The 25,060-nt window shown below is 39.8% G+C and carries 15 protein-coding genes and 2 tRNA genes; 8 read left to right on the forward strand and 9 right to left on the reverse strand.

What is annotated here, in order from left to right; all coding sequences use genetic code 11:
- The first annotated feature begins 80 nt into the window (after positions 1–80).
- The gene (gene polA / locus HXT60_RS01845) at positions 81–3,182 is read left to right on the forward strand and encodes a DNA polymerase I (protein ID WP_421791264.1); all 3,102 of its coding nucleotides are present in this window, start codon (positions 81–83) and stop codon (positions 3,180–3,182) included.
- 58 nt (positions 3,183–3,240) lie between these two features.
- Complete coding sequence (locus HXT60_RS01850) at positions 3,241–4,098, forward strand: Nif3-like dinuclear metal center hexameric protein (protein WP_421791266.1); 858 nt, start codon at positions 3,241–3,243, stop codon at positions 4,096–4,098.
- Positions 4,099–4,181: 83 nt separating this feature from the next.
- Here HXT60_RS01850 and HXT60_RS01855 read toward each other — a convergent pair.
- From HXT60_RS01855 to HXT60_RS01875, 5 genes are all read right to left on the reverse strand, one after another.
- A tRNA-Leu gene (locus HXT60_RS01855) sits at positions 4,182–4,268 on the reverse strand.
- Between the two features lie 66 nt (positions 4,269–4,334).
- Positions 4,335–6,326: an FAD-binding protein gene (locus HXT60_RS01860; protein ID WP_248898672.1), complete on the reverse strand. Its 1,992-nt coding sequence runs from the start codon at positions 6,324–6,326 to the stop codon at positions 4,335–4,337.
- Positions 6,327–6,355: 29 nt separating this feature from the next.
- Complete coding sequence (gene dprA / locus HXT60_RS01865; RefSeq protein WP_014554687.1) at positions 6,356–7,870, reverse strand: DNA-processing protein DprA; 1,515 nt, start codon at positions 7,868–7,870, stop codon at positions 6,356–6,358.
- The gene (locus tag HXT60_RS01870) at positions 7,867–9,552 is read right to left on the reverse strand and encodes a YifB family Mg chelatase-like AAA ATPase (RefSeq protein ID WP_004574938.1); all 1,686 of its coding nucleotides are present in this window, start codon (positions 9,550–9,552) and stop codon (positions 7,867–7,869) included. Before HXT60_RS01870 ends, dprA begins: the two co-directional genes overlap by 4 nt.
- Positions 9,552–10,013 (reverse strand): YraN family protein, encoded by a 462-nt coding sequence (locus HXT60_RS01875; protein ID WP_415682109.1) that lies wholly within the window; start codon positions 10,011–10,013, stop codon positions 9,552–9,554. The genes HXT60_RS01870 and HXT60_RS01875 overlap by 1 nt, the downstream gene beginning before the upstream one ends.
- 232 nt (positions 10,014–10,245) lie before the next feature.
- On the opposite strand from HXT60_RS01875, the gene glgX reads away from it, so the two are divergent.
- The gene (gene glgX, locus HXT60_RS01880) at positions 10,246–12,384 is read left to right on the forward strand and encodes a glycogen debranching protein GlgX (RefSeq protein ID WP_415682107.1); all 2,139 of its coding nucleotides are present in this window, start codon (positions 10,246–10,248) and stop codon (positions 12,382–12,384) included.
- Between the two features lie 73 nt (positions 12,385–12,457).
- Here glgX and HXT60_RS01885 read toward each other — a convergent pair whose 3' ends face one another.
- Positions 12,458–13,555, reverse strand: a complete 1,098-nt coding sequence (locus HXT60_RS01885; RefSeq protein WP_004118270.1) for a hypothetical protein — start codon at positions 13,553–13,555, stop codon at positions 12,458–12,460.
- A gap of 134 nt (positions 13,556–13,689) precedes the next feature.
- Here HXT60_RS01885 and HXT60_RS01890 point away from each other — a divergent pair.
- The 5 genes from HXT60_RS01890 to aroA all read left to right on the forward strand — a co-directional run bounded on the left by HXT60_RS01890 (position 13,690) and on the right by aroA (position 18,816).
- Positions 13,690–13,763: transfer RNA gene (locus HXT60_RS01890), tRNA-Pro, on the forward strand.
- 346 nt (positions 13,764–14,109) lie between these two features.
- Positions 14,110–14,712, forward strand: coding sequence for an ECF transporter S component (locus tag HXT60_RS01895; RefSeq protein WP_014554685.1), 603 nt, complete (start codon positions 14,110–14,112; stop codon positions 14,710–14,712).
- A gap of 197 nt (positions 14,713–14,909) precedes the next feature.
- A complete protein-coding gene (locus HXT60_RS01900) occupies positions 14,910–16,487 on the forward strand; it encodes an ABC transporter ATP-binding protein (protein ID WP_075038541.1) in 1,578 nt (525 codons plus the stop codon).
- A 2-nt stretch (positions 16,488–16,489) separates the two neighbouring features.
- A complete protein-coding gene (locus HXT60_RS01905; protein ID WP_004112518.1) occupies positions 16,490–17,383 on the forward strand; it encodes an energy-coupling factor transporter transmembrane component T family protein in 894 nt (297 codons plus the stop codon).
- A gap of 62 nt (positions 17,384–17,445) precedes the next feature.
- Positions 17,446–18,816, forward strand: coding sequence for a 3-phosphoshikimate 1-carboxyvinyltransferase (gene aroA / locus HXT60_RS01910; protein WP_174191109.1), 1,371 nt, complete (start codon positions 17,446–17,448; stop codon positions 18,814–18,816).
- Positions 18,817–18,928: 112 nt separating this feature from the next.
- Here the strand turns inward: aroA and HXT60_RS01915 are convergent, their stop codons facing one another.
- From HXT60_RS01915 to HXT60_RS01925, 3 genes are all read right to left on the reverse strand, one after another.
- Positions 18,929–20,158 (reverse strand): acetate/propionate family kinase, encoded by a 1,230-nt coding sequence (locus HXT60_RS01915; protein ID WP_421791269.1) that lies wholly within the window; start codon positions 20,156–20,158, stop codon positions 18,929–18,931.
- 139 nt (positions 20,159–20,297) lie between these two features.
- Positions 20,298–21,962 (reverse strand): phosphate acetyltransferase, encoded by a 1,665-nt coding sequence (gene pta / locus HXT60_RS01920; RefSeq protein ID WP_004112521.1) that lies wholly within the window; start codon positions 21,960–21,962, stop codon positions 20,298–20,300.
- Positions 21,963–22,213: 251 nt separating this feature from the next.
- Positions 22,214–24,691 carry a phosphoketolase gene (locus HXT60_RS01925; protein WP_004112522.1) on the reverse strand — a complete coding sequence of 826 codons (2,478 nt, stop codon included), beginning with the start codon at positions 24,689–24,691 and terminating at the stop codon, positions 22,214–22,216.
- Between the last annotated feature and the right edge of the window lie 369 nt (positions 24,692–25,060).

Here is a 25,060-nt window from a genome sequence, read left to right on the forward strand (position 1 = left end):
GTTACAATTAATGGTTGTGACAGCTATGGTAAATAATTTCATAAAAAATTTATTTTACGAGAACGCAGGTGGGTAGTTAAGTGAATGCCAGCATCGTTGCAAACGAGGATTCTTTGAATAATGAGGATGAAAATGGAACGTTGTTGGTGGTAGATGGCCACTCACTTGCGTTTCGTGCTTTTTACGCAATATCTGCGGATAATTTTTCAACAAAATCTGGTTTTGCAACCAATGCAATATGGGGTTTTTCAACAATGCTTTCTCAGGTTATTGAAAAAGAAAAACCAGATAAGCTTGCTGTTGCTTTTGATGTTAAAGGCGGAACTTTTAGGAATAAACTTTTGCCGCAATATAAAGGAACTCGAGAAGCTGCACCAGAAGAGCTTCTAGCTCAACTTCCTGTTATACAAGAATTGCTCAATGCATTAGGTGTTAAATATATTACAAAACAGGGTTATGAAGGCGACGATATTATTGCAACCTTAGCCACAATGGGCGCTAAAGCTAAATATAAGACTCTTGTTCTTTCTGGAGATCGTGATGCGTTCCAACTTATTGATGAATATATAAATGTTTTGTATCCAGGCAGGCATTTTAAAGATTTAAAACAAATGGATACTGATGCGATTATTGAAAAATATAATGTTACGCCTAAGCAATATTCAGATTTAGCAGCGCTTAGAGGAGAAACTTCCGATAATATTCCAGGTGTTCCTGGCGTAGGCGATGGTTATGCAGCAAAGTGGATTAATCAATTCGGTGGATTAGAAGGCATTATAGAACACGCGGATCAGGTGACTGGCAAAAAAGGTGAGTCTTTGCGAGAAAGCATAGATCAGATTCGTCTGAATAAGAAAGTAAATACTCTTGTTAAAGATTTAGATCTTGGTGTTGGTATTAATGATCTTGAATTTGGAAATGTTGATGCCGCGTCAGTTGGCGAATTGTTTGAAAGACTCGAATTTGGTACTCGCAGTAGAAGGAAGATTTTAAAAGAATTTACGCGTGGAAGCAAAGAGCTTTTAGAAGAGAACATTAAGATGATGATTTCTGCTGGAAGCACTCATGCTGGCAGTGATGTTAGTTCTACAGAGTCTGATAATTCAGATGATTTAGAGGATTTCAAAACTATAGTAGATAAAATAAATATTCATAAAATTTATTCAGAATCTGATTTAGATAATTGGATTAATCTCGTTTCACCATGTATTGAGAAAAGTGAGTCAAATGGATCGTCAGAATTAGTTAAAGAGAATACGGAATATAAATCTAAAGCAACCGTAGATTTGTTTGAATTACTTGAGTCTCAAGAAAAACCTTCTTTAAATCTTATAAGAAATGATTTAGAGTGTGCAAAAACTATTAAAGATCACAAAGAACTAATTATATATGCATTGCAAAAACCAAATAATAGCAGTCAGTTTGGTATTTATGCAGATGTGCTAGTAATGCTATCGCAAAATAATGCTGCAATTGTATATTCTGATGTTCTTAATGGGGATTCTAGCGAAGATTGTAATGAAATCTGCCACAAGCTAAAAGATTTCATAAAAATGTATGAATCTTCAATTGTTTTGCATGACTACAAAAAACATATAGCTCTTCTTAAATCGCTGAAAATTGTAGATAATAATTACTCTTTTAATCCATTACTTGACACTCGTTTAGCATCTTATTTGATAGAACCAGATTTTCGCAATGAAAATATTGAAGATATGGCGGAACATGTTCTAAATATTCATGTAGAAAATGAAAAATCTAATGAAGAGCCTGCACAAGGAGAGCTTGATTTTGTTTTAGAAGATAGTGATAATCCTGAAGAGTTAAATCAAGAAGAGGATAAGCGTAAAAATCAAGAAAAGCGTATTTTGGAAACTGCTATAACAATAAGATTGTTGGCAAAGCAATATGCTATAAAACTAGATGAACGTAAACAAACAGGATTAATGGTCGATGTCGAAATGCCTGTTTCTAGGGTCTTAAGAGGCATGGAAGATGCAGGTGCTGCTGTAGATATGAACAGGCTCGTATCTATGAGAGATAATTTTGCGGCAGAAGCTCAATTTGCACAAAAAATGGCTTTGGACGTAGCAAACAAGCCGATAAATTTGCAAAGTCCTAAGCAGCTTCAACAATTGCTATTTGAGGATATGGGTTTAAAGCCTACAAGAAGAACGAAAAGTGGATCTTATACTACTAATGCAGAAGCATTGCAAGAATTATATGCAAAAATTGATCCGGATGAAAAAGCTAGTCAATTCTTAGGGGCTTTGCTAAAACATCGTGAGACAAACAAGTTAAAGCAGATTGTACAGAGTCTTATTGATTCTGCAAGATATGAAGATGGCAGGATTCATACCACTTTTGAACAAACTATTGCAGCTACTGGGCGTTTAAGTTCTTCGGACCCAAATTTGCAAAATATACCGAATAGGAATGTGGTCGGTAGGGAAATTAGAGCTGCTTTTATTCCAGGAAATCAATACGATCAGCTTATGAGTTGTGATTATTCTCAAGTAGAGCTTAGAATTATGGCTCATGCTTCTGCAGATGAAACACTTATTAAAGCTTTTAAGTCTGGTGTTGATTTTCATAAGTTTGTAGCAAGCTTGGTTTATAAGATTCCAGTTGAACAAGTTAGCCCAGATCAGAGATCGCATGTTAAAGCAATGAGTTACGGATTGGCATATGGGCTTAGTACTTATGGTTTAGCAAAACAGCTTTCTATTAGTCCTGCTGCTGCAGAAGTTCTTAAAGAAAAGTATTTCGATACCTTTGGTGGCGTGCATGACTATTTGGAGTCTTTAGTAGATAAAGCTAGAAAGCTTGGATATACTCAAACGATGTTTGGTCGTAGAAGGTATTTTCCTAAGCTAAATTCCACGAATAGAGCATCTCGTGAAGCTGCAGAGCGAGCAGCTTTAAATGCTCCTATTCAAGGAAGTGCTGCAGATATTATGAAGCTTGCAATGATTCAAGTAGATAAGGATTTGCGAGAAGCTAAAGTAAAAAGTCGTGTGATTTTGCAAATACACGATGAACTTGTTCTCGAAATAGCACATGGCGAAGCAGATATCGTAGAAAATATTGTTAAAGGCGCTATGGAACATACTGTTGAGTTAGACGTTCCGCTTAACGTGTCTACTGGATTGGGAGCTGACTGGCAGCTTGCTGCTCACTGATTTTATCTGTGAGAATTATTGTAAAGCCCGCTGTAGGTTTATTGTAAAGGTGTAGAATATGGCAACTTTAGTTGATGTTGTTAGGGTTTTAGAAGACTTGTATCCTCTAAATCTTGCTGAATCTTGGGATAATCCTGGACTAATTGTTGGAAATCCTATGGATAATGTGAATAAGATAGTTTGTTTATCTGATCCAACTTTAGAAGCTGTTGAAGAATCATGCAAAATGGGTGCTAATTTGATTGTTTCTCATCATCCTTTATTCTTTAGGTCAGTTCATGAAGTTTCTGGTTTTTCTGTTCGAGGAAAAATAGTTCAGACACTTATTGAAAATCATTGTGGCTTGTGGGTCGGTCACACTAATGCGGACGCGGCTTTTAGGGGAGTGGCGGATGCTGCAGCTAATGCTTTTGGTCTTAAAGATTTGCATCCTCTTGTTCCAGCAAGTAATAATGACCTTTCTCTTGGTCTTGGCAGAGTTGGAGTGCTTGAGCAAAAAATCACGCTTAAAGAGTTTGCTATGCGCGTTTTTAACGCTTTGCCTACTACTAATCTAGGCATTCAAGTGTGTGGAGATATTAATGCTATGGTTAGCAAAATAGCTGTTCTTCCAGGTTCAGGTGATTCTTTATTTGATGAAGTTCGCGCTTGCGGAGCAGATGTGTATGTAACAAGTGATTTAAGGCATCATCCTGCAACGGACGCGTACGAGCAGGCTGTGTATGAAGCAAAATTAGAAAATTCTAATATTATTAAGCCCATGCTTATAAACACTCCTCATAGTGCCATTGAGTCGTTGTGGTTTAAGTATGCTGTGCAAGATGTTCATGATTCTATATACAAGAATTTTGGTGAATCGTTGGATGTTTCTTGGATTGGTAGAGCTTTTGACCCTTGGAATTATGTGATTAATTAGAGTGATTGATCAGCGCGATTAGCGGATATGAATATGAAAAAAACAGAAAAGTCTTGCTGATTTCTCAGCAAGACTTCATTCCGTGTCCGGAGCGGGACTTGAACCCGCACGCCTGTACAAATAGGCACTAGCACCTCAAGCTAGCGCGTCTACCATTCCGCCACCCGGACGGGTGTTTTAGACAACAGATAGAATTATAACATCTTTTTTAACTCTTTGCTTCGGCGTGTTGAAAATTAATCTATTTTTGTCATAATTTTGTTAATTTCATCCTTATTTTGATGATTAATAGGCTTGTTTGGGTCAAAATCGACAATTATTACTGGAATATTTTGCACTTCGCCGCTTGAATCCACTATAGAATGTTGTGGATTTTGATTGTTATTACGTTTTGGATAGTCCAATCTTGTGAATGCTCCACGAGATTCATGTCTTGCAAGTGATGCTTGCAGAACCGATTTTGCAAGCGTAATCATGTTTTGTAATTCCCAAATAGTGATTAGCTCTTGATTAAAAACAAGATTTTGTGAATGTAAAACAAGAATTTTAGCTTGCGGAATAATAATCGTATCGATTTTTTGCAAAGCATCTTTAAGGGTATTTTCGCTACACCTAACCGCTGCAGCATTTTCCATAATATTTCCTAGTTTTTCTAGTAGATTATATGGGTTTGTTGTGTTGCTAGATGTGCTTGTATTTTGAATAAGACCGATTATCTCTTGTACACGATTTTCTGATAATTTGTCTAGATTTTCAAAAGTATTAGGAGTGCTATCGTACACATTTTTTGATGTATCTACTATATGCTCTTCGTGTTTTTCCTGACTTTTTTCCTGACTTTGTTCTTTTAATTCTTTTGCAATAGACTTACCAGATAGTTTTCCGAACAGGCATGCATCAAGAAGAGAGTTTCCGCCAAGGCGATTGGCTCCATGTACTCCCGAGCATGCGCATTCTCCTGCGGCATATAATCCTATTATTCTCTGTTTTTTATTATTAACCAGTTTATAAACTTGCCCGTTAAGCGATATGGGTATTCCCCCCATCGTGTAATGCGCTGTAGGTCTAATAGGTATAAGATCTTTTGAAGGATCTAAATGCGCATATTTTTCAATAGTTTCTACAACCTGTGGAAGAGCACTCAGCATATGTTGCTTTTCGATATGAGTCATATCTAGCCATACGCAATCTTTTCTATCAATGCTGCTAGTAGTATCTTCAACGCCTCTTAAAGCATCTATTTCTGATACAATCGACCTGCTTACTACATCTCTTGGAGCTAAATCCGCATGCGTGTCGTCGTAGTTTTTCATAAATGCTTCATTCTTGCAATTCCTAAGAACTCCGCCTTCTCCTCGAGCTGCTTCCGAAAGCAATATTCCAGTATGAGCTAGACCAGTCGGATGGAATTGTATGAACTCTATGTCTTCTAGTTGCAATCCTGCGTTTAGTGCTAAAGACATTCCGTCCCCAGTTAAATCCCAGGAATTAGATGTTGTTGAAAATAGTCTTCCAGCTCCACCAGTTGCTATAAGAACATTTCTTGCACATATTTTTTCTACTTTTCCACTTTTTTCGTTTAGCGCGATTATGCCCTCTACGCTATTAGATTTGTGGTTTATAGCAAGGTCTGTTACATAAATATCTTCTTCGATTTTAATATTTTCCTCTATGCATTTTTGCCATAGGCTGTATAGAATTTGGTGTCCAATTCTGTCTGCAGCGTACGCAGCTCGTCTAATTGGCTGCTGACCGAAGTCGGCAGTATGCCCACCAAAAAATCTTTGATTAATATGACCATCTTCTGTTCTAGAAAAGGCAACTCCAAAGTGTTCTAGTTCAATAACTGTATCTCTAGCTTCTTTTGCTAGCATTTTTGCTGCGTCTTGATCGCTTAACCAGTCTCCACCGTGAACGGTGTCGTAATAGTGCCATTGCCAGCAATCTTTTTCTATGTTTCCTAATGATGCTGCGATTCCACCTTCTGCAGAACCTGTATGAGACCTTAACGCTTGAAGCTTGCAAATCACTAATATTTTAGGCTGTTTTCCTTGAGATCTTAGCGTTTTATATTCTTCAGATTTCACTAATCCCAGTGCTGAAGAAAGTCCTGCTGCTCCTGCGCCGATAATCACAACATCGTATGATGATTGCTCTACTTGTATTTGCACAGTTTTTTCTTTAACTGTAGTAGTATTTTCTTTTTGCTGACTCAAGTTTGACTGCATAACATTTATTTTCTCATATTTTCTGCTTTTTATTTAAGATTTTTCCTATTTAAACTAAAAACACCATTTTGGTTTTTGACTATTCCATTTAATTCAAGAATTGCTATTTCTCCAGAAATCTTAGATATTGAAAAATCATTATTTGAGTTTGTATGAAGCATGATTGCATGTATATTGTCAATGTTTGCGCATATTTTTTTGCTCTTACACTCTTGAATTGCTTTCAATACAATTTTTTGAAAATCATTACATGTATCTGGAATAATATTGTTATTGCTTAAAGAGTGTGGCAAATAATGGTGGGAATTAGGATAGATACTATCTATATCATTTTGTGAACATATCATCATAGCTTTTCCATCGTGAATAAGCATATTGCATCCAGCATTACTCGGTGATGTTACATCTCCTGGAACAGAATAAATCTCGCGATTTAAGCTATTCGCCCAGTTTGCTGTGTTTAAAGCTCCAGATCGTAATCGTGCTTGAGATACTATTACCTTGCTAGCAATAGCCGCAATAAGGCGATTTCTGAGTAAGAATCTACGTGCAACAGGAGTAGTGTCTGGACATAGTTCACTAATACATGCTCCGCCGCTAGAAAGAATCGCATCAAAAAGTTGAGCATTGCTTGAAGGTCCCATTTTGTTCAAACCTCCAGCAAAAACAACAATTGTTTTGCCAACAGGATTAACATTTGCTACATGAGAGTCTAAAGCATCCAAGGTTCCCCAATGAGCTGCAGCGTCAATACCATAAGCTCCGCCAGAAATAACTGTGTGCCCCTTTTTAGCGCACGATTTAGCGAATGTAAAGCTAAGCTCGTATCCGTAGTCATTGCAACCTCTAGAGCCAACAATCGCAAGTGGCTGATTACATTGAATAAGCGCGTTGGGATCTCCAATTCCCCACAAACACAATGGGGGAGCTACTTGGCATTGGGTTGCTAAATCTTGTAGCTGTTTTGGCCAATATTTACTGTTTGGTGAAATAATCCATTGCGTTCCGTTAGAACTAAACCATCTTTTAAGTTGATTTGAATCCCAAGAAGGCAATTGTTTTAGTCTTAAACACCATTTTTTAATGGATCTGTGTAATATATCAAAATTGTTAATAGCAATTTTATTGTCAGCATTATTGCTTCCCCATATTTTAAGACCTTTCAGAAAATATTCTTCTAAAACAGAAACTTTTGAGTGATTTTTTATAATGTTAAGAATTTTTCCATTATTTTCTAAATCATCTAAATTCGATTTAGTCTGGTTTTCTAAAGATCCGTCTATGTAAAAATCATCTTGACAGCAGCCATTTTGCAGATTTAATTCTAGCTGCTTGTTTTTTGTTTTACCAATAGATTCACTTATAGATTCGCAAATAAGGTGAAGTGCTTCCACAATACTGCCAGTGTTTACTGACCCTATTACAAGTGTGTACATTATTGCATCTGCGCCATCAATACAAAATGTGAGTATTGCGCGCGATAAAGTATCGTTATCTATTCTGTAAGTATTGTTGTTGCCATTTATGCTACTAATATTGTTCATATTCTGGTCCTTAAACTAATTGCCTGAGCCATGTCAGTTAAATCTGGAGAAGTGTGCCCATAAAGATCAGCTAAAGTCCATGCAAGCCTTAAAGCTCGATCTGCTCCGCGTAAACTCAACTTGTGGTTTTCAAGTGATTTATTAATCAACTCAATAGCGTATTTAGATGTGTATTTTCTAAGCCATGTTCCAGACGCTTGAGCGTTACAACTCCATCCGAGTTTTCTAAAACGATTTTGAGCAACCAGCCTTGCGTTTTTTACGTTTTCTCGCATCATTGCACTAGTTAGAATTTTTTCTGACATTTGACTAGATCCATGTTCTGATTGCGCTTTTGAAGTAATAATTTTTTCTACAGGAGGAACATCCATTTGAATATCAATCCTGTCTAGAATTGGTCCAGAAAGTCTAGAAAAATAACGTATTCGTTCCTTCTCTTTGCATGTGCATCGTTCGCCATTGCCATAGGCGTATCCGCATGGGCATGGATTTGCTGCGATAACAAGTTGGAATTTAGCAGGATATAATGTTGTTCCTTTAGATCTTGAAACAGCTATATGACCAGATTCCAATGGTTCTCTAAGAGTTTGCAAAACTCTTGGTGAGAATTCTGGAGCTTCATCCATAAACAAAACTCCACAATGTGCACGAGTTATTATTCCAGGCTTGGCTAGACCTGCGCCTCCTCCTATAAGAGATGCTGCAGAAGATGTATGATGAGGTGCCTCAAAAGGCGGAACATCTGTTATTCCATAGTATGGTAGTGTTCCGCAAAGTGACCTAATAGATGCCACTTCAAGCTGTTCTTGTTCGTTTAGTGGGCACATGATGCTTGGCATTCTAGATGCCAGCATAGTTTTACCAGATCCTGGAGGTCCAATCATCATAACGTGGTGTCCGCCAGCTGCAGCTACTTGCAATGCCCACTTTGTGTGTTCTTGCCCTAATACTTCCGACATATCACCGATTTCTCCTAGCGGATTGGCGCTTTTTATTGGATCAACATTATCCGTATTATTCATGTTTGAAGTCGTATTATCGTTAAGTGCTGATTTGGAATAGAGTCTTGTATTATCGATTTCTTTAATATGAAGATGATCATAAGGGTTAATTGCTTTTAATGCTCGTTCTCTGTTCTTTTCGGCAATCGGTCTAGCCTTGTTTTCTAATTTCCCGTTTAGTTCGTCTACCAAATCTAAAATGTGTTTAATCCCAATTACTTCAATTCCATTTATCAGCTTGGCTTCTGAAAGATTTTCGTAGGGAATAATCATTTTTGTAATATTTTTTTGCTTGGCATATAAACAAATTGGTAGCATGCCTTGAATTGGTAGAACTGACCCATCTAAGTTAAGTTCTCCTAAAATAATCGTATTTTCTAGCTCGTTAAGTGGAATAATTCCTCTAGCACTAAGTATGCTTGCTGCAATTGCAAGATCGTAAGATGCTCCACTTTTTGGCATAGACGCAGGTGAAAGATTCACTGTTAACCTTGTTTCTGGCCATTCGCAGCGTAAAGACGTATATGCTGATTTAACTCGTTCTCTCGCCTCGCTTAAAGAGGTGTCAGGAAGACCAATAATAGAGAATCCTGGCAATCCACTAGATATGAATGCCTGTAATTGTATTGTAAAGGCTTTCAAACCCAGTAATCCTACAGATAATGCGTTTCCAATAACCATTAGAATGCTCCTAAAATGTGATGTAGTTGAATATTTTTATCTTTTGAAATTAGTATTGATACAACGTCGAATCGTATTTTTCTATGTTTAAAAAAGTTATGCTCGTCTAACCACTTAAATCCAGCTTTATGTGTTTTTAAGCATTTTTCGTTTGTTACCGCTTCTAGTGGAGTTCCAAATCTTACGCTTCGTCTCGTTTTTACTTCTATGAATACAATTCTTCCAAACGGATCCATCATCACAACATCAAGCTCTCCAAAACGACTATGCCAATTTCTGTCTAATAGAATCCAATTTTTAAGAATTAGTTTTAGAGATACATATTCTTCTCCAAGATTTCCTATTGTTTTATTAGGGATTGAAAAATCGCATAGTTCTACTTCAATTTCTGCTATGCGATTTAAAATTTCTTCTTTTAATCCCACGCCATCCGTGCAATATTCGTTTTGCTTATATGTCATATTGCTATTTCATCAACACTAAAAACGAATTACCAGATTTTTCAATCAATGTGGTTAAAGGATGTTTTTGGCGTGTTGCGTTGGTTTTAAAGGGGAATTAGCACATAAATACAATTCATATTTTTTTTTTATTATGCGTTAATTATGATTATTTTCAAATCTTTTTCATCTTTTATAAAGAATCGCCTACAGTATTAATGAAAACTATATAAATATATGCAATACTTGAATTATGCAAATTAGACCAGGTTCTATGTATCCGCTTGGTGCTACCTACGACGGTGCAGGCGTGAACTTCGCATTGTTCTCTGAGGTGGCAAAGCATGTTGAGCTATGCTTGTTCGATGAGCAAGATAATGAGACTCGCATCGATATGACTGAGCAGAATTCTTACGTTTGGCATACTTACATATCTGGAATACAGCCAGGGCAGAGATACGGTTATCGTGTGCATGGACCGTATGATCCAAATCATGGATTATGGTGTAATCCAAACAAACTTCTTTTGGACCCTTATGCAAAGGCAATAGAAGGCAATATTGACGGTGACGAAAGCCTATTTTCGTATTGGTTTGCTAATCCAGATGATTTAGCCGCAATGAACACTTTGGATTCTGCAGATCACACTATGAAAGCAGCTGTTATTAACCCATATTTTGATTGGGGTAACGACCAGCATCCAATGATTCCGTACCACGATAGCGTGATTTACGAGGCTCATGTTAGAGGAATGACGAATTTAAATCGTAATGTTCCTCCAGAAATTCGTGGAACATACGCAGGTTTAGCTCATCCAAGTGTAATATCTTACTTAAAAAAGCTTGGTATTACTGCTATTGAACTTATGCCTATCCACCAGTTTGTAAATGATTCTTTCTTGCAAAATAAGGGATTAAGCAATTATTGGGGATATAATACCATTGGATTCTTTGCTCCTCAGAATTCGTACTCGAGTTCTGGACAACGCGGCGAGCAAGTTAACGAATTCAAGGCAATGGTTAAGGCGTACCATGCTGCAGGAATGGAAGTTATTCTAGACGTTGTTTATAATCATACCGCTGAAGGAAACGATAGAGGTCCAACCTTAAGCTTCCGCGGAATCGACAATCGCGCATACTATCGTCTTGTAGATAACGATCAGAGACATTACTTCGATACTACTGGTACTGGAAATTCGCTTCTTATGCGTTCTCCTAAAGCATTGCGACTAATCACAGACAGCTTGCGCTATTGGGTAACTGAAATGCACGTAGACGGATTCCGATTTGACTTGGCGGCAACGCTTGCTCGTCAATTCCAAGAAGTAGATAAGCTTTCTGCATTCTTCGACATTATTGAGCAAGACCCTATTATTTCTAGCGTAAAACTTATTGCAGAGCCTTGGGATATTGGCGTAGGAGGATATCAAGTTGGAGGATTCCCTCCAAGTTGGTCCGAGTGGAATGGTCGCTACCGCGATTGCGTACGCGATTTTTGGCGCTCGCAGCCTTCGACTTTGCCTGAATTTGCAAGCCGACTTATGGGAAGCTCGGATTTATATGAGCAAAATGGACGTAAGCCTGTAGCTTCTGTAAACTTTATTACCGCTCACGATGGTTTTACTATGAACGATTTGGTGAGCTATAACGAAAAGCATAATGAAGCGAATAAAGAAGGTAATAACGACGGTGCTAACGATAATCGTTCGTGGAATTGTGGAGTAGAAGGTCCTACTAATATTCACGATGTTAACGAACTTCGTCAACGTCAAATGCGAAACCTGTTCTCAACTTTGTTGATGAGCCAGGGCATTCCTATGATTTGCGCTGGTGACGAGATTATGCGTACTCAAAATGGAAACAACAACGCATATTGCCAAGATAATACTATTTCTTGGATTAATTGGGATTTTAATTCCACACAAAAAGATATGTTTGATTTTGTTTCTAAGCTTATTCATTTAAGACTAGATCATCCTGTTCTTCACAGGCGTAGATTCTTTACTGGTCGAGAACCAGGGGATGATGTTTCAGAGATTCCACAAGTAGAATGGTTTGATCATACTGGTTCTGTTATGGATATGGAGGCATGGAGTAATACTCATGCTCTTTCGGTAATGATTTATTTGAATGGTTCAGATATTCCAGAAACCGATTGGTATGGAAGCAGAATGGTAGATAATGACTTCCTTCTTATTTTCAATGCGCATTATGAGCCTATAACATTTACTTTGCCAGATAAGAATTATGGTGAAAAGTGGACTCTTGTTGTGGACACTCATAATCCAAAAGGACCGCAATTGCATTATGAATCAGGATTCAATATTGTTGCTCAATCGCGAAGTTTCCTTCTGCTTATGAGTGAAAATCAAGAAGAAAATAATCTAGCATAAAAATATTCATATATAAAACTAATTGAGGCTTAGATTCTAAAAACTAGATTCTAAGCCTCAACTTTTTTATTGATTAACCTATATCATATTGAATATTGTTTTTAGAATGTTCATTTATTTTAATTTGCAAACGGTCGCTTTGCATTGCAGCGACCTGTCTTGAAAATACTATTATCCATCCTAAAAAGAGTAAACAAGATAATGCTTCTACATTAGTTAATGTGTTATGACCCTGCACCCATTGATTTCCAACCCATGCGGTAAGGACTACTGCTAAATCTGAAGCTACGTAGAATGTTTTAGAAAGTCTAGGAGCAAGCCAAGGAAGGCAAATAAGCATAGTGCAAATAAGACCAGTAACACCTCTTGCACATAAATCATGTATAACTGGGTGAGGAGTGTATCTAAATGTTCCTATGCCAATAAACGCAATTCCCCCCAAAATTAGTAATGTAGCCATAATGGTGGTTCTAGTTTTAAAGTGTTTTGTAATATTAGTGTCTTTATGTTGCAAAATTTCTTTCTGAGTGGCAACGAACTCTGTTATAGCAAAGTAGCTTGTAATAATAATGCATATTCCAGATAAAATCAGCGTAGCATTAAACATGCTTGCAGCAAATGTTGTTTTATCTCCTAGTTGAGAGAAGTTATTGTTGTACCAATACGGGTCGTCGGATGTCAATCCAGCTGTTGCTGCACCAGAAATCACAAATAGTGGTAGCAGTGATGCAACGGTTTTCGCCTCTAAGAGTTCCGCTTGAACCAGAGTTGCGTATCCAACAATTCCACTTAAAGCACAACAAAGTACAGGAAGATAACTGTTTACTGCGCTTCTTCCAATAATGCTATTGATTATAGAAAGCAGAGCGAAAGACATAAGCAGCATTGTTGCGCCATAAATCGTAGATAATGCGATTATTTCAAAAGCATGTTTTGCAATTTGTAGCCAATTCTTTTTAAGTATTTCTTTGTGTGTTCTTAAATATCCGACTACAAAAGTACACATGCTGCAAATAGCCACTATTCCAGATGCTACCGTAAATAATCGTTGCGTAACTTGCCAAATCGCTGGCATAGTTTTCATGTATACAGACATTACGACTATGCTGAATATTGCACAAGCTAAAAAAGCTATTAATCCAGCCGCTTCTGCACGCTGAAAACGCCCCATGCTAACCTCTAAAATCTATCGCCTATTTTCAATGCTATTTATATTCTATCGCGCGTGTTGCAAATTTGCGTTTGTCTGCGATGTGCGCTATTGTAGTTGATTGTGCTTGGAGCTGGTAGTCAGCTTGGAAGCCTCGGGGTGTAGCGCAGTTTGGTAGCGCGCCTGCTTTGGGAGCAGGATGTCGCAGGTTCGAATCCTGTCACCCCGACTTTTTTGTATTTGCTTGTATTTACTTGTTTTTGTGTAATTTTTAATTAAACTGTGTACGTAGTTGTGTACTTATATAAATGTGCTTATATAAAATTGCGTATTTGCATTTTCAACACTTACTATACAAAAAAGTACTCTATGTGTATTCTTGTAAAGGTGAGTTTTTGATGCATTATTTGCGTTGGATTCTTACATTGTGATTATAAATATTTGACTCGGGAGCCGTTTCTGGCTGAGAGGAAGCGAAAGCTTCGACCGATTGAACGTGTGCTAAGTAATGTTAGCAACGGATGTCGCTCTTTTCCCGTGCCCAAATCTTTCAATATTGAAGAAAGGCACTTATTATGACTAATGTTTCAATGGAACATTCTAATCGCTGGCGTATTCTTGATATCGTCATAGCTGCTATTATCGCTGTTGCATCTGGCGTATTATTCTGGGCTTGGGATATTGTGTGCGCAGCTCCTACTAATCTTTTTGCAAGCCTGTTGCCTGGTGCTGAAGGTTTATCTAATGGTTTTTGGCTTTTTGCTGGACCTTTAGCTGCAATAATCGTGCGTAAGCCTGGTGCTGCATTGTTTGCTGAAACTCTTGCTGCTTTTGTGGAACTTATGTTAGGAAATCAATGGGGTGTTGGCGGATCGTTAATCGTCGGCATTATTCAAGGTGTTGGCGCTGAACTTGCATTCATTTTCTTTATGTATAAAACATGGAATTTGCTTTCCACTGCAATATCTGGATCGTTAGCAGGCGTAGCTTGCTTTATTTATAATTGGGTTAGCGGCGGTCAAGGCTGGAGTACTCAGTATATTGTTGCAAATCTAGTTACTTCTATTATTTCTGGTTTTATTGTTGCAGGCGTTGTAGTGTGGTTTGTTCAAAAGGCATTAGCTGCAACGGGCGTGCTTGATCGTTTTGAATCAGGCCGTCCTCAAGCATTAGTGTGAGTTATATCTAAATACTCATTGCAGCTTGTAAACTATCGTGTTTTGTGTAAAAAGTACAAAACACGGTAGTTTACTCGTATGACGCTTATATTTTGTATTTGTTTTACTTTATATTTTTGAAATTGTGTTATGCAATTTTTATATTTTAGATTTTGCTATGCAATGAAAATTTTGCTATGCAATGAAAGTTTGTTTGTATGCAATTTGTGAATAAAACTGAATGGACTCCAGCTAGCGTAGTTGCTAAAAACTGGGGTTGGAGACACGCTACTCGCAAAGATTTTGTGTTGAGGAATGTAAATATTGATATTAAGCCTGGTGAACATGTGTTGCTTTTAGGTGCTTCTGGCGCTGGAAAAAGCACATTTATGGCTGGTTTAGCAGGTGTTTTAGGCGATGAAACAGAAGGCATGGAAGAAGGTAGCCTTCTAGTCGGTGGTGTTCATGCTAGGGATGCTCGTGGAAAAGTTGGACTTGTTATGCAAGATCCAGATTCACAAATCATTCTTGAAAGAGTAGGCGACGATGTAGCTTTTGGAAGTGAGAATCTTGGAGTTGATAGCGAAGAGACTTGGAATCGCGTAAAGCTTTCGTTAAAAGCTGTTGGTTTAGACAATATTACTCAAGGAAGTCAGGGTCTTAGACGCTCAACACAATCTTTATCTGGAGGCCAAAGGCAACGTCTTGCTTTAGCAGGAGTGCTTGCAATGCATCCTGGATTGCTGCTGTTGGATGAGCCTACAGCTAATCTTGATCCTGAAGGTGTTCAGCAAGTGCATGATGCTGTAGCGAATATTCTTAAAAAAACAGGTTCTACAATGATTGTAGTTGAACATCATATTGATGTGTGGCTGGATTTGATTGATAGAGTTATTGTTATTGGAAAAAATGAAAATAATAATGATGCAAATGTAGGATGCGTTATTGCAGACGGTAAGCCTGAGGATGTTTTTGAAAAATATGGCGATATGCTTGCAAAAGGTGGTGCTTGGGTTCCAGGAAGAACAGTTAAATCTTTTGCTCCTAAACATTGCGATGATGAGATCAAAGACGAGATCAAAGATACGGAAGAATCTGTTGCGCTCTATACTAATGATTGCTCTTTTGGAAGAACTTTGCCACTAGCGGAACATGTTAATGTAGCTTTTCGTTTTGGTGAAGTAACGGCTTTAATGGGACCTAATGGTGCTGGTAAAACTACGCTAGCGTTAACGCTTGCAGGCTTGTTAAAACCAATTGCTGGCAGTGTGTGCATGATGGAAAAGTATGTGCCAAAACGACGTAAAAATAATCTTTTTACTTGGAAAAGTCAAGAATTATTAGGGCGAGTTGGCATGGTGTTTCAGGAGCCAGAACATCAATTCATAACATCTTCTGTAAGAGATGAAGTTGCTGTAGGACCTAAAAAGCAAGGAAAAAGCGAAAAGGAATCTTACGATATTGCCGATAGCATGCTTGAACGTATGGATTTGAAGCGTTTTGCTCTTGCTAATCCTTACACATTATCTGGAGGAGAAAAACGTAGACTTTCTGTAGCTACGCTTTTAGCTGCTGCTCCGCGTGTTGTTATTATGGATGAGCCTACTTTTGGACAAGATTTTAAAACTTGGACAGCAATGGTAAAACTTATTGCGCAAATCCGCGATAGTGGCTCAGCGGTGATTATGGTTACTCACGATGATGAGCTTGTAAAGTCTTTAGAGGCAAGAGTAATAAGAGTTGAGTACGAAAAAATCGTAGAGTCCGCTCATAACTATAGCGAAGGGAATGAGTAGAAGTGAATAAAACTAGTAGTGCAGAAGAATCGTCTAGTATTAAAGTTAAAGACTTTGAAAGTTTATTAAAAGTTTCGCATATTGATGTAACAGCGTCTTCTAAACGTTTAGAAAGTGAACGACTAGTTTCGCCTTCTTGGTTTATTCGTAAGCTTAATCCAATAAGTCGTTTTATTGGAGCGTTATTACTTTGCTTGCCTATGTTCGTTACATTAGATATTGTTTCTGCTTCTATTGCATTTGGTTTAGATATACTGTTATTTGCAATTGCTGGAGTAACTCCTTGGTATGTTTTACGCCATACTTGGCCAGTTTGGATTGCTGCTTCTGGTAGCTTTATATCTGTGCTTTTATATGGCCAAAGTTCTGGAGATGATATATTTAAGTTTGGCTGGATGCATATAAGCCAAGGATCATTGTATTTGGCAATTTGTACGTTTGTTCGTGTTGCATCTGTAGCAGTTCCAGGCGTTATATTAGCCATTGGATTAGATCCAACTGATTTAGCAGACGGCTTAGTGCAGATTTTGCATTTTTCTCCACGATTTGTGTACGGAGCATTAGCTGGATTGAGAATGTTTAGTCTATTGCAAAATGATTGGCGTGCTTTTGGTTTAGCTCGCAGGTCTCGTGGTATATCGGATGGTAAAGCGTTACAGCGCATGCTTTCGCAATCTTTTGGTTTGCTCGTGTTATCTATTCGCAGAGGTACGAAACTTGCTACAGCTATGGAAGCTAGGGCTTTTGGAAGTAGTATTAAACGTGTTCCAGCACGAAAATCGAAGTTAACAGCATACGATTGGATATTTTATGTAATTTGCATTGCTGTTCCTGCTATTGCTTTATATGCTTCAATACAAACAGGATATTGGCATAATGCGTTTATTCATATGTAAAGCATTGTGAAAATTACAATGCGTACATATTTATAGATAGTATTCATAATATGAGCGAAATAATGAATCCTTATAATCATGATGATGTTTGGCAAGCTCCATCGTGCAATATGCCTTTGAATGCAACAGTGAATATTCCTGGAAGCAAATCATTGTCTAATCGTTATTTGATTTTAGCAGCTCTTGGTAAAAAACCAGTTGTTCTAAAGGGATTGTTGCGGTCAAGAGATACGGAACTTATGATTAACGCGCTAAGCGTATTTGGAGTTAAATGCGATTCGCTAAGCTGCGATGGTACAACAATTTGCGTTATTCCGCCCAAAAATGGCGTTTTTAGTGTAGATGATTGTGCGGTTGTTAATTGCGGCTTAGCTGGAACGGTTATGCGTTTTGTAACGGCTTTAGCGCTGTTTGCAAATAATTGTGTGAAATTTGATGGAGATGAGCAAGCATATGCTCGTCCAATGAAGCCTGTTCTAGATGGATTGGAACAATTGGGCGCAAAAATCGTATATCACGGAAAAGTCGGATTCTTACCATTTAGCGTTATTCCGCCTAAAAATCTTGAATCATATGGTATAAATGACGCGCAAAATTCTTGCAATAATCGCGTTATTCGTATCGACTCTTCGTCATCGTCTCAATTTATATCTGCACTTCTGCTAATTGCATCTCGTGTTCCAGGAGGGCTACAAATCGAGCATATTGGAAGCAAATTGCCTAGTATGCCGCATATTCAAATGACAATGGAAGATGTGCGCAAAGCTGGCGGAGTGGTAGATATGCCAGAAAGTGGAGTATGGCGTGTTAAAGAGCATGATTTGACTTTGCCGCATGAAGTTGTTGTAGAGCCAGATCTTTCTAACGCGGCGCCTTTTATTGGAGCAGCGTTGATTGCTGGCGGATGCGTTAAAATCCCTAATTGGCCGCTTAAAACAACTCAGCCTGGGGGGTTGTTGCCTGGGATTCTTGAGCAAATGGGCGCAAAAATTGTTTTTGAGCATTCTAGATCAGATTCTTCAACATTGTGCGTAACTGGTAGCGGAAAAATTCGTGCTATTAAGTCGCTTGATTTGGCTGCTGCTGGCGAGGTTGCGCCAAGTATTGCTGCGATTCTTGCGTTTGCAGACAGTGTAAGCGAGTTACGCGGTATTGCGCATCTAAGAGGCCACGAAACAAACCGCTTGAGTGCAATAGTTACGGAACTAAATCGCGTTGGAATAGGCGCAGAAGAGCTAGATGATGGAATTCGTATTATTCCTAGCAAAAATATGCATGGGGAAGTGATGGAGACTTATGCGGATCATCGCATGGCAACTTTTGCGGCAATGTTAGGGCTTCGTATATCTAATATAAGCGTAAAAAATATTGCCACTACGCGCAAAACGCTTCCTGATTTTCCAACAATGTGGAATAACATGCTTAAAGAGTGAGCCTAAATAGTGAGCTTAAATAATATGCTTAAATAACAAATAATCCCGAGTTTTTTTAACCCGGGATTATTTATGTGTTACGTTTTTACGTTACGTTGTTTTACACTACGATTTAGCGTTCAAACTTGTTGCCGTAAGAATCGACTCCATCTTCTGCAATTTGTGCAGACTTTCGAGCGATTGCCAACTCTTCGTTAGTTGGGATTACAGCAATAATTACAGAGCTATCTGGAGTGGAAATAATGCGTGGCTCCTTAGAACGAACCAAGTTCTTCTCTTTATCGAGCTTAACGCCGAATGGAGCAAGCTTTTCGCACACAAGAGCGCGAACAATCTCGTCGTTTTCGCCAACGCCAGCGGTGAATGTGATTACGTCCACGCCGCCCATTTGAGCAGTGTAGTTGCCAATATAGCCAACAATGCGGTGAACGTACACGCCGAGAGCAAGCTTAGCGTCTTCGTCGCCTTCTGCAATTAGATTGTGAATGTCTCGCAAATCGCCGTGGCCAGTCATACCCATCATGCCAGAACGCTTGTTGAAGAGCGTATCAAGCTCGTCTACGTTCATGTGAGCGTTGCGAATAAGGTGGAACACTACGGCTGGGTCAATATCTCCAGTGCGGCCGCCCATCATTAAACCTTCGAGAGGAGTCAAGCCCATAGAAGTTTCAACTGGCTTGCCAGAAATCTGAGCGGAAGCAGAAGCGCCATTTCCAATGTGCAAAACAATCTGCTTTAAGCCTTCTGCAGGCTTTCCAACAACGCTTGGAACTACAGAGCCAATGTATTCGTGGGAAGTGCCGTGAGCGCCATAGCGACGAATGCGGTACTGGTTTGCAATATCTTTGTTTAATGCGTAAGTTGCAGCAACTTGTGGCAAATCGTGGAAGAACGAAGAATCGAACACCATAATTTGTGGAACATCTGGCAAAAGTTCAGTCATGACTTCAGCGCCAACAGCCTCAGGACCGTTGTGAAGTGGAGCCAAAACAGCCAAATCCTTCACCTTATTAATGGTCTTTTTGTTTACTAATGCAGGCTTAGGGAATGTTAAGCCACCCTGAACAACGCGGTGTCCAACAGCTACGATTCCAGACTTGGAAAGATTTGGACCATATTCCTCGAAGAAGCCGAGTACGCGCTTTAAGCCTTGCTCGTGATCATGCACTGGCTCGTCAAACTCATGCTTTTCGCCATTGAATACGTGCTTGTAGTGTCCGTCAACTGGCTCGCCAATTTTTTCTACAATACCAGATGCAATACCTTCGCCGCTTTCCAAATCGACGAGCTGGTATTTAATCGAACTAGAACCAGAATTGATAACAAGAACGGTTTTTGCCATGAGGGAATCCTCCATAAAGTGTTGATAAGGCTAGTAAATTGCCACGTTTAAGTGTACAGGTAAGTTCCTACAATGAGTAGGTTTTATTAGTCAGAATCTCTGCAGGAACTTACCTATTTATTAAATTTGTTATTTATTGTTAGAATTGTGCTTCCAATGCTGTAAGAGCAACAGTGTTAATAATATCTTGAACCAACGCTCCTCTAGACAAGTCGTTAACAGGCTTGTTTAATCCTTGTAGGATTGGTCCAACAGCTAAAGCGCCGCTAGAACGCTGAACAGCCTTATATCCAATGTTTCCAGCGCATAAATCTGGGAACACAAACACATTTACGTGACCTGCTACATCATTTCCTTTAGCTTTGGACGCAGCAACAGTTTCAGACCATGCAGCGTCAAATTGAATAGATCCAACAACTTTCAAATCTGGGTCTTTTTCTTTTACAAGCCTTGTAGCTTCCTCAACTAAATCAACGTCTGGGCCTTTTCCAGATCCAAGAGTGGAATAAGATAGCATTCCAACTTTAGGATCTAATCCGAAAGCTTTAGCGGTTTGTGCAGATTGAAGAGCAATGTCAGCCAATTGTTCAGCGTCTGGGTTCAGATTAATAGCACAATCAGCAAATACTGCTACATGATCCTTAAAGCACATAATGAATGCGCCAGAAACAAGCTTAGATCCAGGCTTAGTTTTAATAACTTGAAGAGCAGGGCGCACAGTATTTGCTGTTGAGTTAACAGAGCCAGAAACAAGTCCGTCTGCTAATCCAAGTACTACTAGCATTGTGCCAAAGTAGCTTGCGTCTTTAAGCTGTTCTCTAGCTTGCTCTTCGGTCATGCCTTTCTTTGCGCGCAATTCGCAAAGCTTGCTAATCATTTTGCTAAGAACCTCTTCGTCGCTCATAGATTGGAAGCTTGCTTTGCTAAGAGACTTTAATCCAAGCTCTTGTCCTCTTGCAAGAATAGATTCGCGTTCTCCAACAATAATAATGTTTACAATGTCTCGTTCTAGCAAATAGTCAGCTGCTTTTAGAATGCGGTCTTCTTCTCCTTCTGGAAGCACAATTGTTTTCTTATTTGCTTTAGCTTTTCCAAGCAAGCTGTATTGGAAGGCGTACGGGGTAGTAGGTGCATTAAATGGCTGTTTCAAAGCGCTAATAATCTCTTCATCTGCTACATAATCGTTGAATTTATCTGATTCTGATTCTGATTCGCTTATAGAAGGCAAAGTCCAAAGTGGAGTGCCATTATTGTTTTGAGCGTAGTTTTCTTTTACTTCTTTTGCTAAGTCTTCTTTGCAATCAGTTACAAATACGCCTAATACTTTTGTGTATTCTTTGCTAACGCTTGCACATTGTGCTTCGATTGTTTGCAAGATTTGCTTGCTATCTCTGCCTTCTGCGCAAATGCTTAGGAACACTGGAGAAGCTAAGTCGGCTGCCACACTTGCATCAAATCGGAATAAATCTGGATCAAATACAGAAGTAGAATCGCTTGCTACAATAACGCATCCTTGAGCGTTCGTCACGCTAATCAGCTCGTTGAAGTGAGCTACAATGTCTCCTCTTAGTGTATCTTTGTTTTTACGAACTGCGCATGGGCATGCTGCGATCACTTGTTCTAGAGTCGGTTTTGTATTGCTTGATGCTATTAATTCGCTTGTAAACGCGTCATCATGCTTTGCGGATGGTCTAAAAACAGTTGTTGGATAATGACTTGAAAGAGCTTTTGTAACTCCTAGTGCTACGACATTGCGACTTTGTGCGCAATCTGCGCTGATAATAGTTACGTTAACTAACGACACGACTTTTCTCCTTTGATGCGTCTGTGTTTATTCTATTTTGCATTGCATTTTCGTTTTACTATTCTTCGTATTTCAACGTTGAAAAATTTACATATCAAACGAAGAATCCTCTAGTTATTCTAGAGCTATTTGCGGAACAACAAGCTGATTTTTTAATTTTTTGCATATTTTTTATTAATTTTTTAGGGAGCCAACCTTTCGATTGACTCCCTAAAAATCAACTAAGCAATTTTAGCATTGATAGCTTAAAACTACTCGTTATCGCCAGCGGTTGCAGCGGTAGCGGTGACAGCGCCTGGCTTGTCGGTCTTAACGCCTGGCCATACCCAATCGGTGTAGTCTGGGTGATCAAGACCCTTGTCGACTGCATACTGGAAGGCTTCGAGGCGGAAGTCCTCGAGCTTCTTGATTTCGTCGGCATACTTAGCAGCGTCAACCATGCGCAATGCTTCAGCAGTAAGCTCGTAACGATCCATGTCGTTCACGCGAACCATATCGTATGGCGTGGTGGTGGAGCCCTGCTCCTTGTAGCCATGAACGTTGAAGTTGTCGTGGTTTGGACGATCGTAAATCAAGCCGCGAACGTCATGTGCGTAGGAGTGATAAGCGAAGAGGACTGGCTTGTCAGCAGTGAAGAGATCAGTGAACTCTTCGTCAGTCAAAGCTTCGTTGTTTTCCTTAGCAGACTGCAACTTGAGCAAGTCAACAACGTTAACAACCTTGAACTTAACGCCAAGCTTGTTCAACTTGTCGGCAGCTGCCATCAATTCCTGCTGTGGAACATCACCAACACCAGCGAGAACAACCTGAACTTCGTCATTGTTCTTAGCGTTGGAAGCCCACTTCCACTCAGCAGCACCCTTCTCGAGCTCTTCGCGAGCTTCGTCGAGAGTCAACCAAGTAGCAGCTGGCTGCTTACCAGCGAAGATAGCGTTAATCATGTTGGTGGACTTGTAAGCCTTTTCAGCAACAGCAAGCAACATGTTGGAATCTACTGGGAAGTAAATGCCGATTACGTGATCGTTGTTGAAGGTCTTGTTCAAGAGCACGGAGGTTACGCCTGGATCCTGGTGCGAGAAGCCGTTGTGATCCTGACGCCATACGTGAGAGGATACCAACAAGTTCACAGAGGAGATTGGCTTACGCCATGGGATCTCACGAACGGTAGCCTCAAGCCACTTTGCGTGCTGGTTCAACATGGAATCGATGACATGTACGAAGGACTCATAAGAGCTCCAGATGCCGTGACGACCAGTGAGCAAGTAGCCCTCGAGGAAGCCTTCCATCTGATGCTCGGAAAGCTGTTCGGTGACCTGGCCGGTAACAGCCATGTGCTCATCGACTAAGCCAGAAAGGTAGCCAGCATCCCACTGCTTGTTGGTTACTTCGTAAGCAGCCTGCAAACGGTTGGAAGCGGTCTCATCTGGGCCAAAGATACGGAAGGAATCTGGGTTGTTCTTGATGATGTCGCGAGTGTAAACGCCAAGACGACGGGTAGCTTCGAGCTGACCCCAGCCGTGACCGAATTCCTTAACTTCCTTGACTTCGTAATCCTCAAGCTTTGGAAGCTTCAAATCTTCACGAATACGACCACCGTTGGCGTTTGGATTTTCACCAATACGGAGTTCGCCCTTTGGCATGAAGGAAAGAACGTCTTCCTTAACAGCACCCTTTTCGTCGAAGAGCTCTTCAGGCTTGTAGGACTTCATCCAGTTCTTCAAAACCTCGAAGTGAGCTTCGGTATCGCGAGCAGATGCCAGTGGCACCTGGTGTGCACGCCAAGAGCCTTCGGTCTTCTTGCCGTCGATGAACTTCGGGCAGGTCCAACCCTTTGGAGTGCGGAAGATGATCATTGGGTAGTAAGGACGAGTTACATCGTTAGTCTGAGCTTCAGCCTTAATATCGCAAATCTCATCGAAGATGGTTTCGAACATGTCAGCGAAGCGACGGTGGATGGAAAGATGATCCTCATCGTCGAAGCCAGCAACGAACTCGTATGGTTCGTAACCCATGCCGTGGAAGAACTCATGAAGCTCTTCGTCAGAAATACGGGAAAGAATAGTTGGGTTAGCAATCTTATAACCGTTCAAGTGCAAGATTGGAAGCACGATACCGTCGGTACGTGGGTTCACAAGCTTGTTGGACTGCCAACCAGTGGCCAAAGGACCAGTTTCAGCTTCGCCATCGCCGACGATTGCTGGAACGAACAAGCTTGGGTTGTTCATAACAGCGCCGTAAGCGTGAGAAAGTGCATAACCAAGCTCACCACCTTCGTGGATGGAACCTGGTGTTTCAGGAGCGAAGTGAGAAGGAATACCGCCTGGGTAAGAGAACTGACGGAAGAACTTCTGTAAGCCAGCTTCGTCCTTAGTGATCTTTGGATAATATTCAGTGTATGTGCCGTCGAGGTAGGACTGAGCAGTACCAGCTGGGCCGCCGTGGCCTGGACCCATGATGATTACAGTATTCTGCTGGTGATCAGCGATAAAGCGGTTGATGTGTCCAATAAGGAAGTTAAGGCCTGGAGTAGTGCCCCAGTGACCTACCAGACGATGCTTAACATCTTCGCGAGTAAATGGCTCCTTCATTAGAGGGTTGCTGCGAAGATAAATCTGACCGATTGCGAGATAGTTTGCTACGCGCCAATACTTGTCTACGCCTTCGATGGCCGCCTCAGAAACTGGAGCATTTAGCTTCTTCCAAGGGGTGCCAATAACAGGACTCGTCATGTGTACTCCTGTACTCAAGCACTTTTCAGTGCAATTTTAATCATTACCATTTGGTTATAGAGGCTGAAAAACGAATGTATTAGCCTCTTTTTCCATCATTCTCAGTATAGTAACAGCTTTTGACTTTTGTGCGTTTGATTACTCACTACGTGCGATTTTGTTGAAAAAATGTGTTAAAGTGTTCGCAAAAATCTTCTTAAAATTATCATTTATGTTATGTTTTATGTTCACTTTATTGTTATATAAAGCTTGATTGGTTTTAAAACTAGATAAGTCACGGCGTTTCGAAGCGCTGCAACGTCGCAAAGCGCCATTAGTATAAAATGAATCAGCCTTAAATATCACCTTTAAAACATTTGCAAAAAATAA

This window comes from Gardnerella sp. KA01002, from assembly GCF_049244015.1.
Classification (GTDB): Bacteria; Actinomycetota; Actinomycetes; order Actinomycetales; family Bifidobacteriaceae; genus Bifidobacterium; species Bifidobacterium vaginale.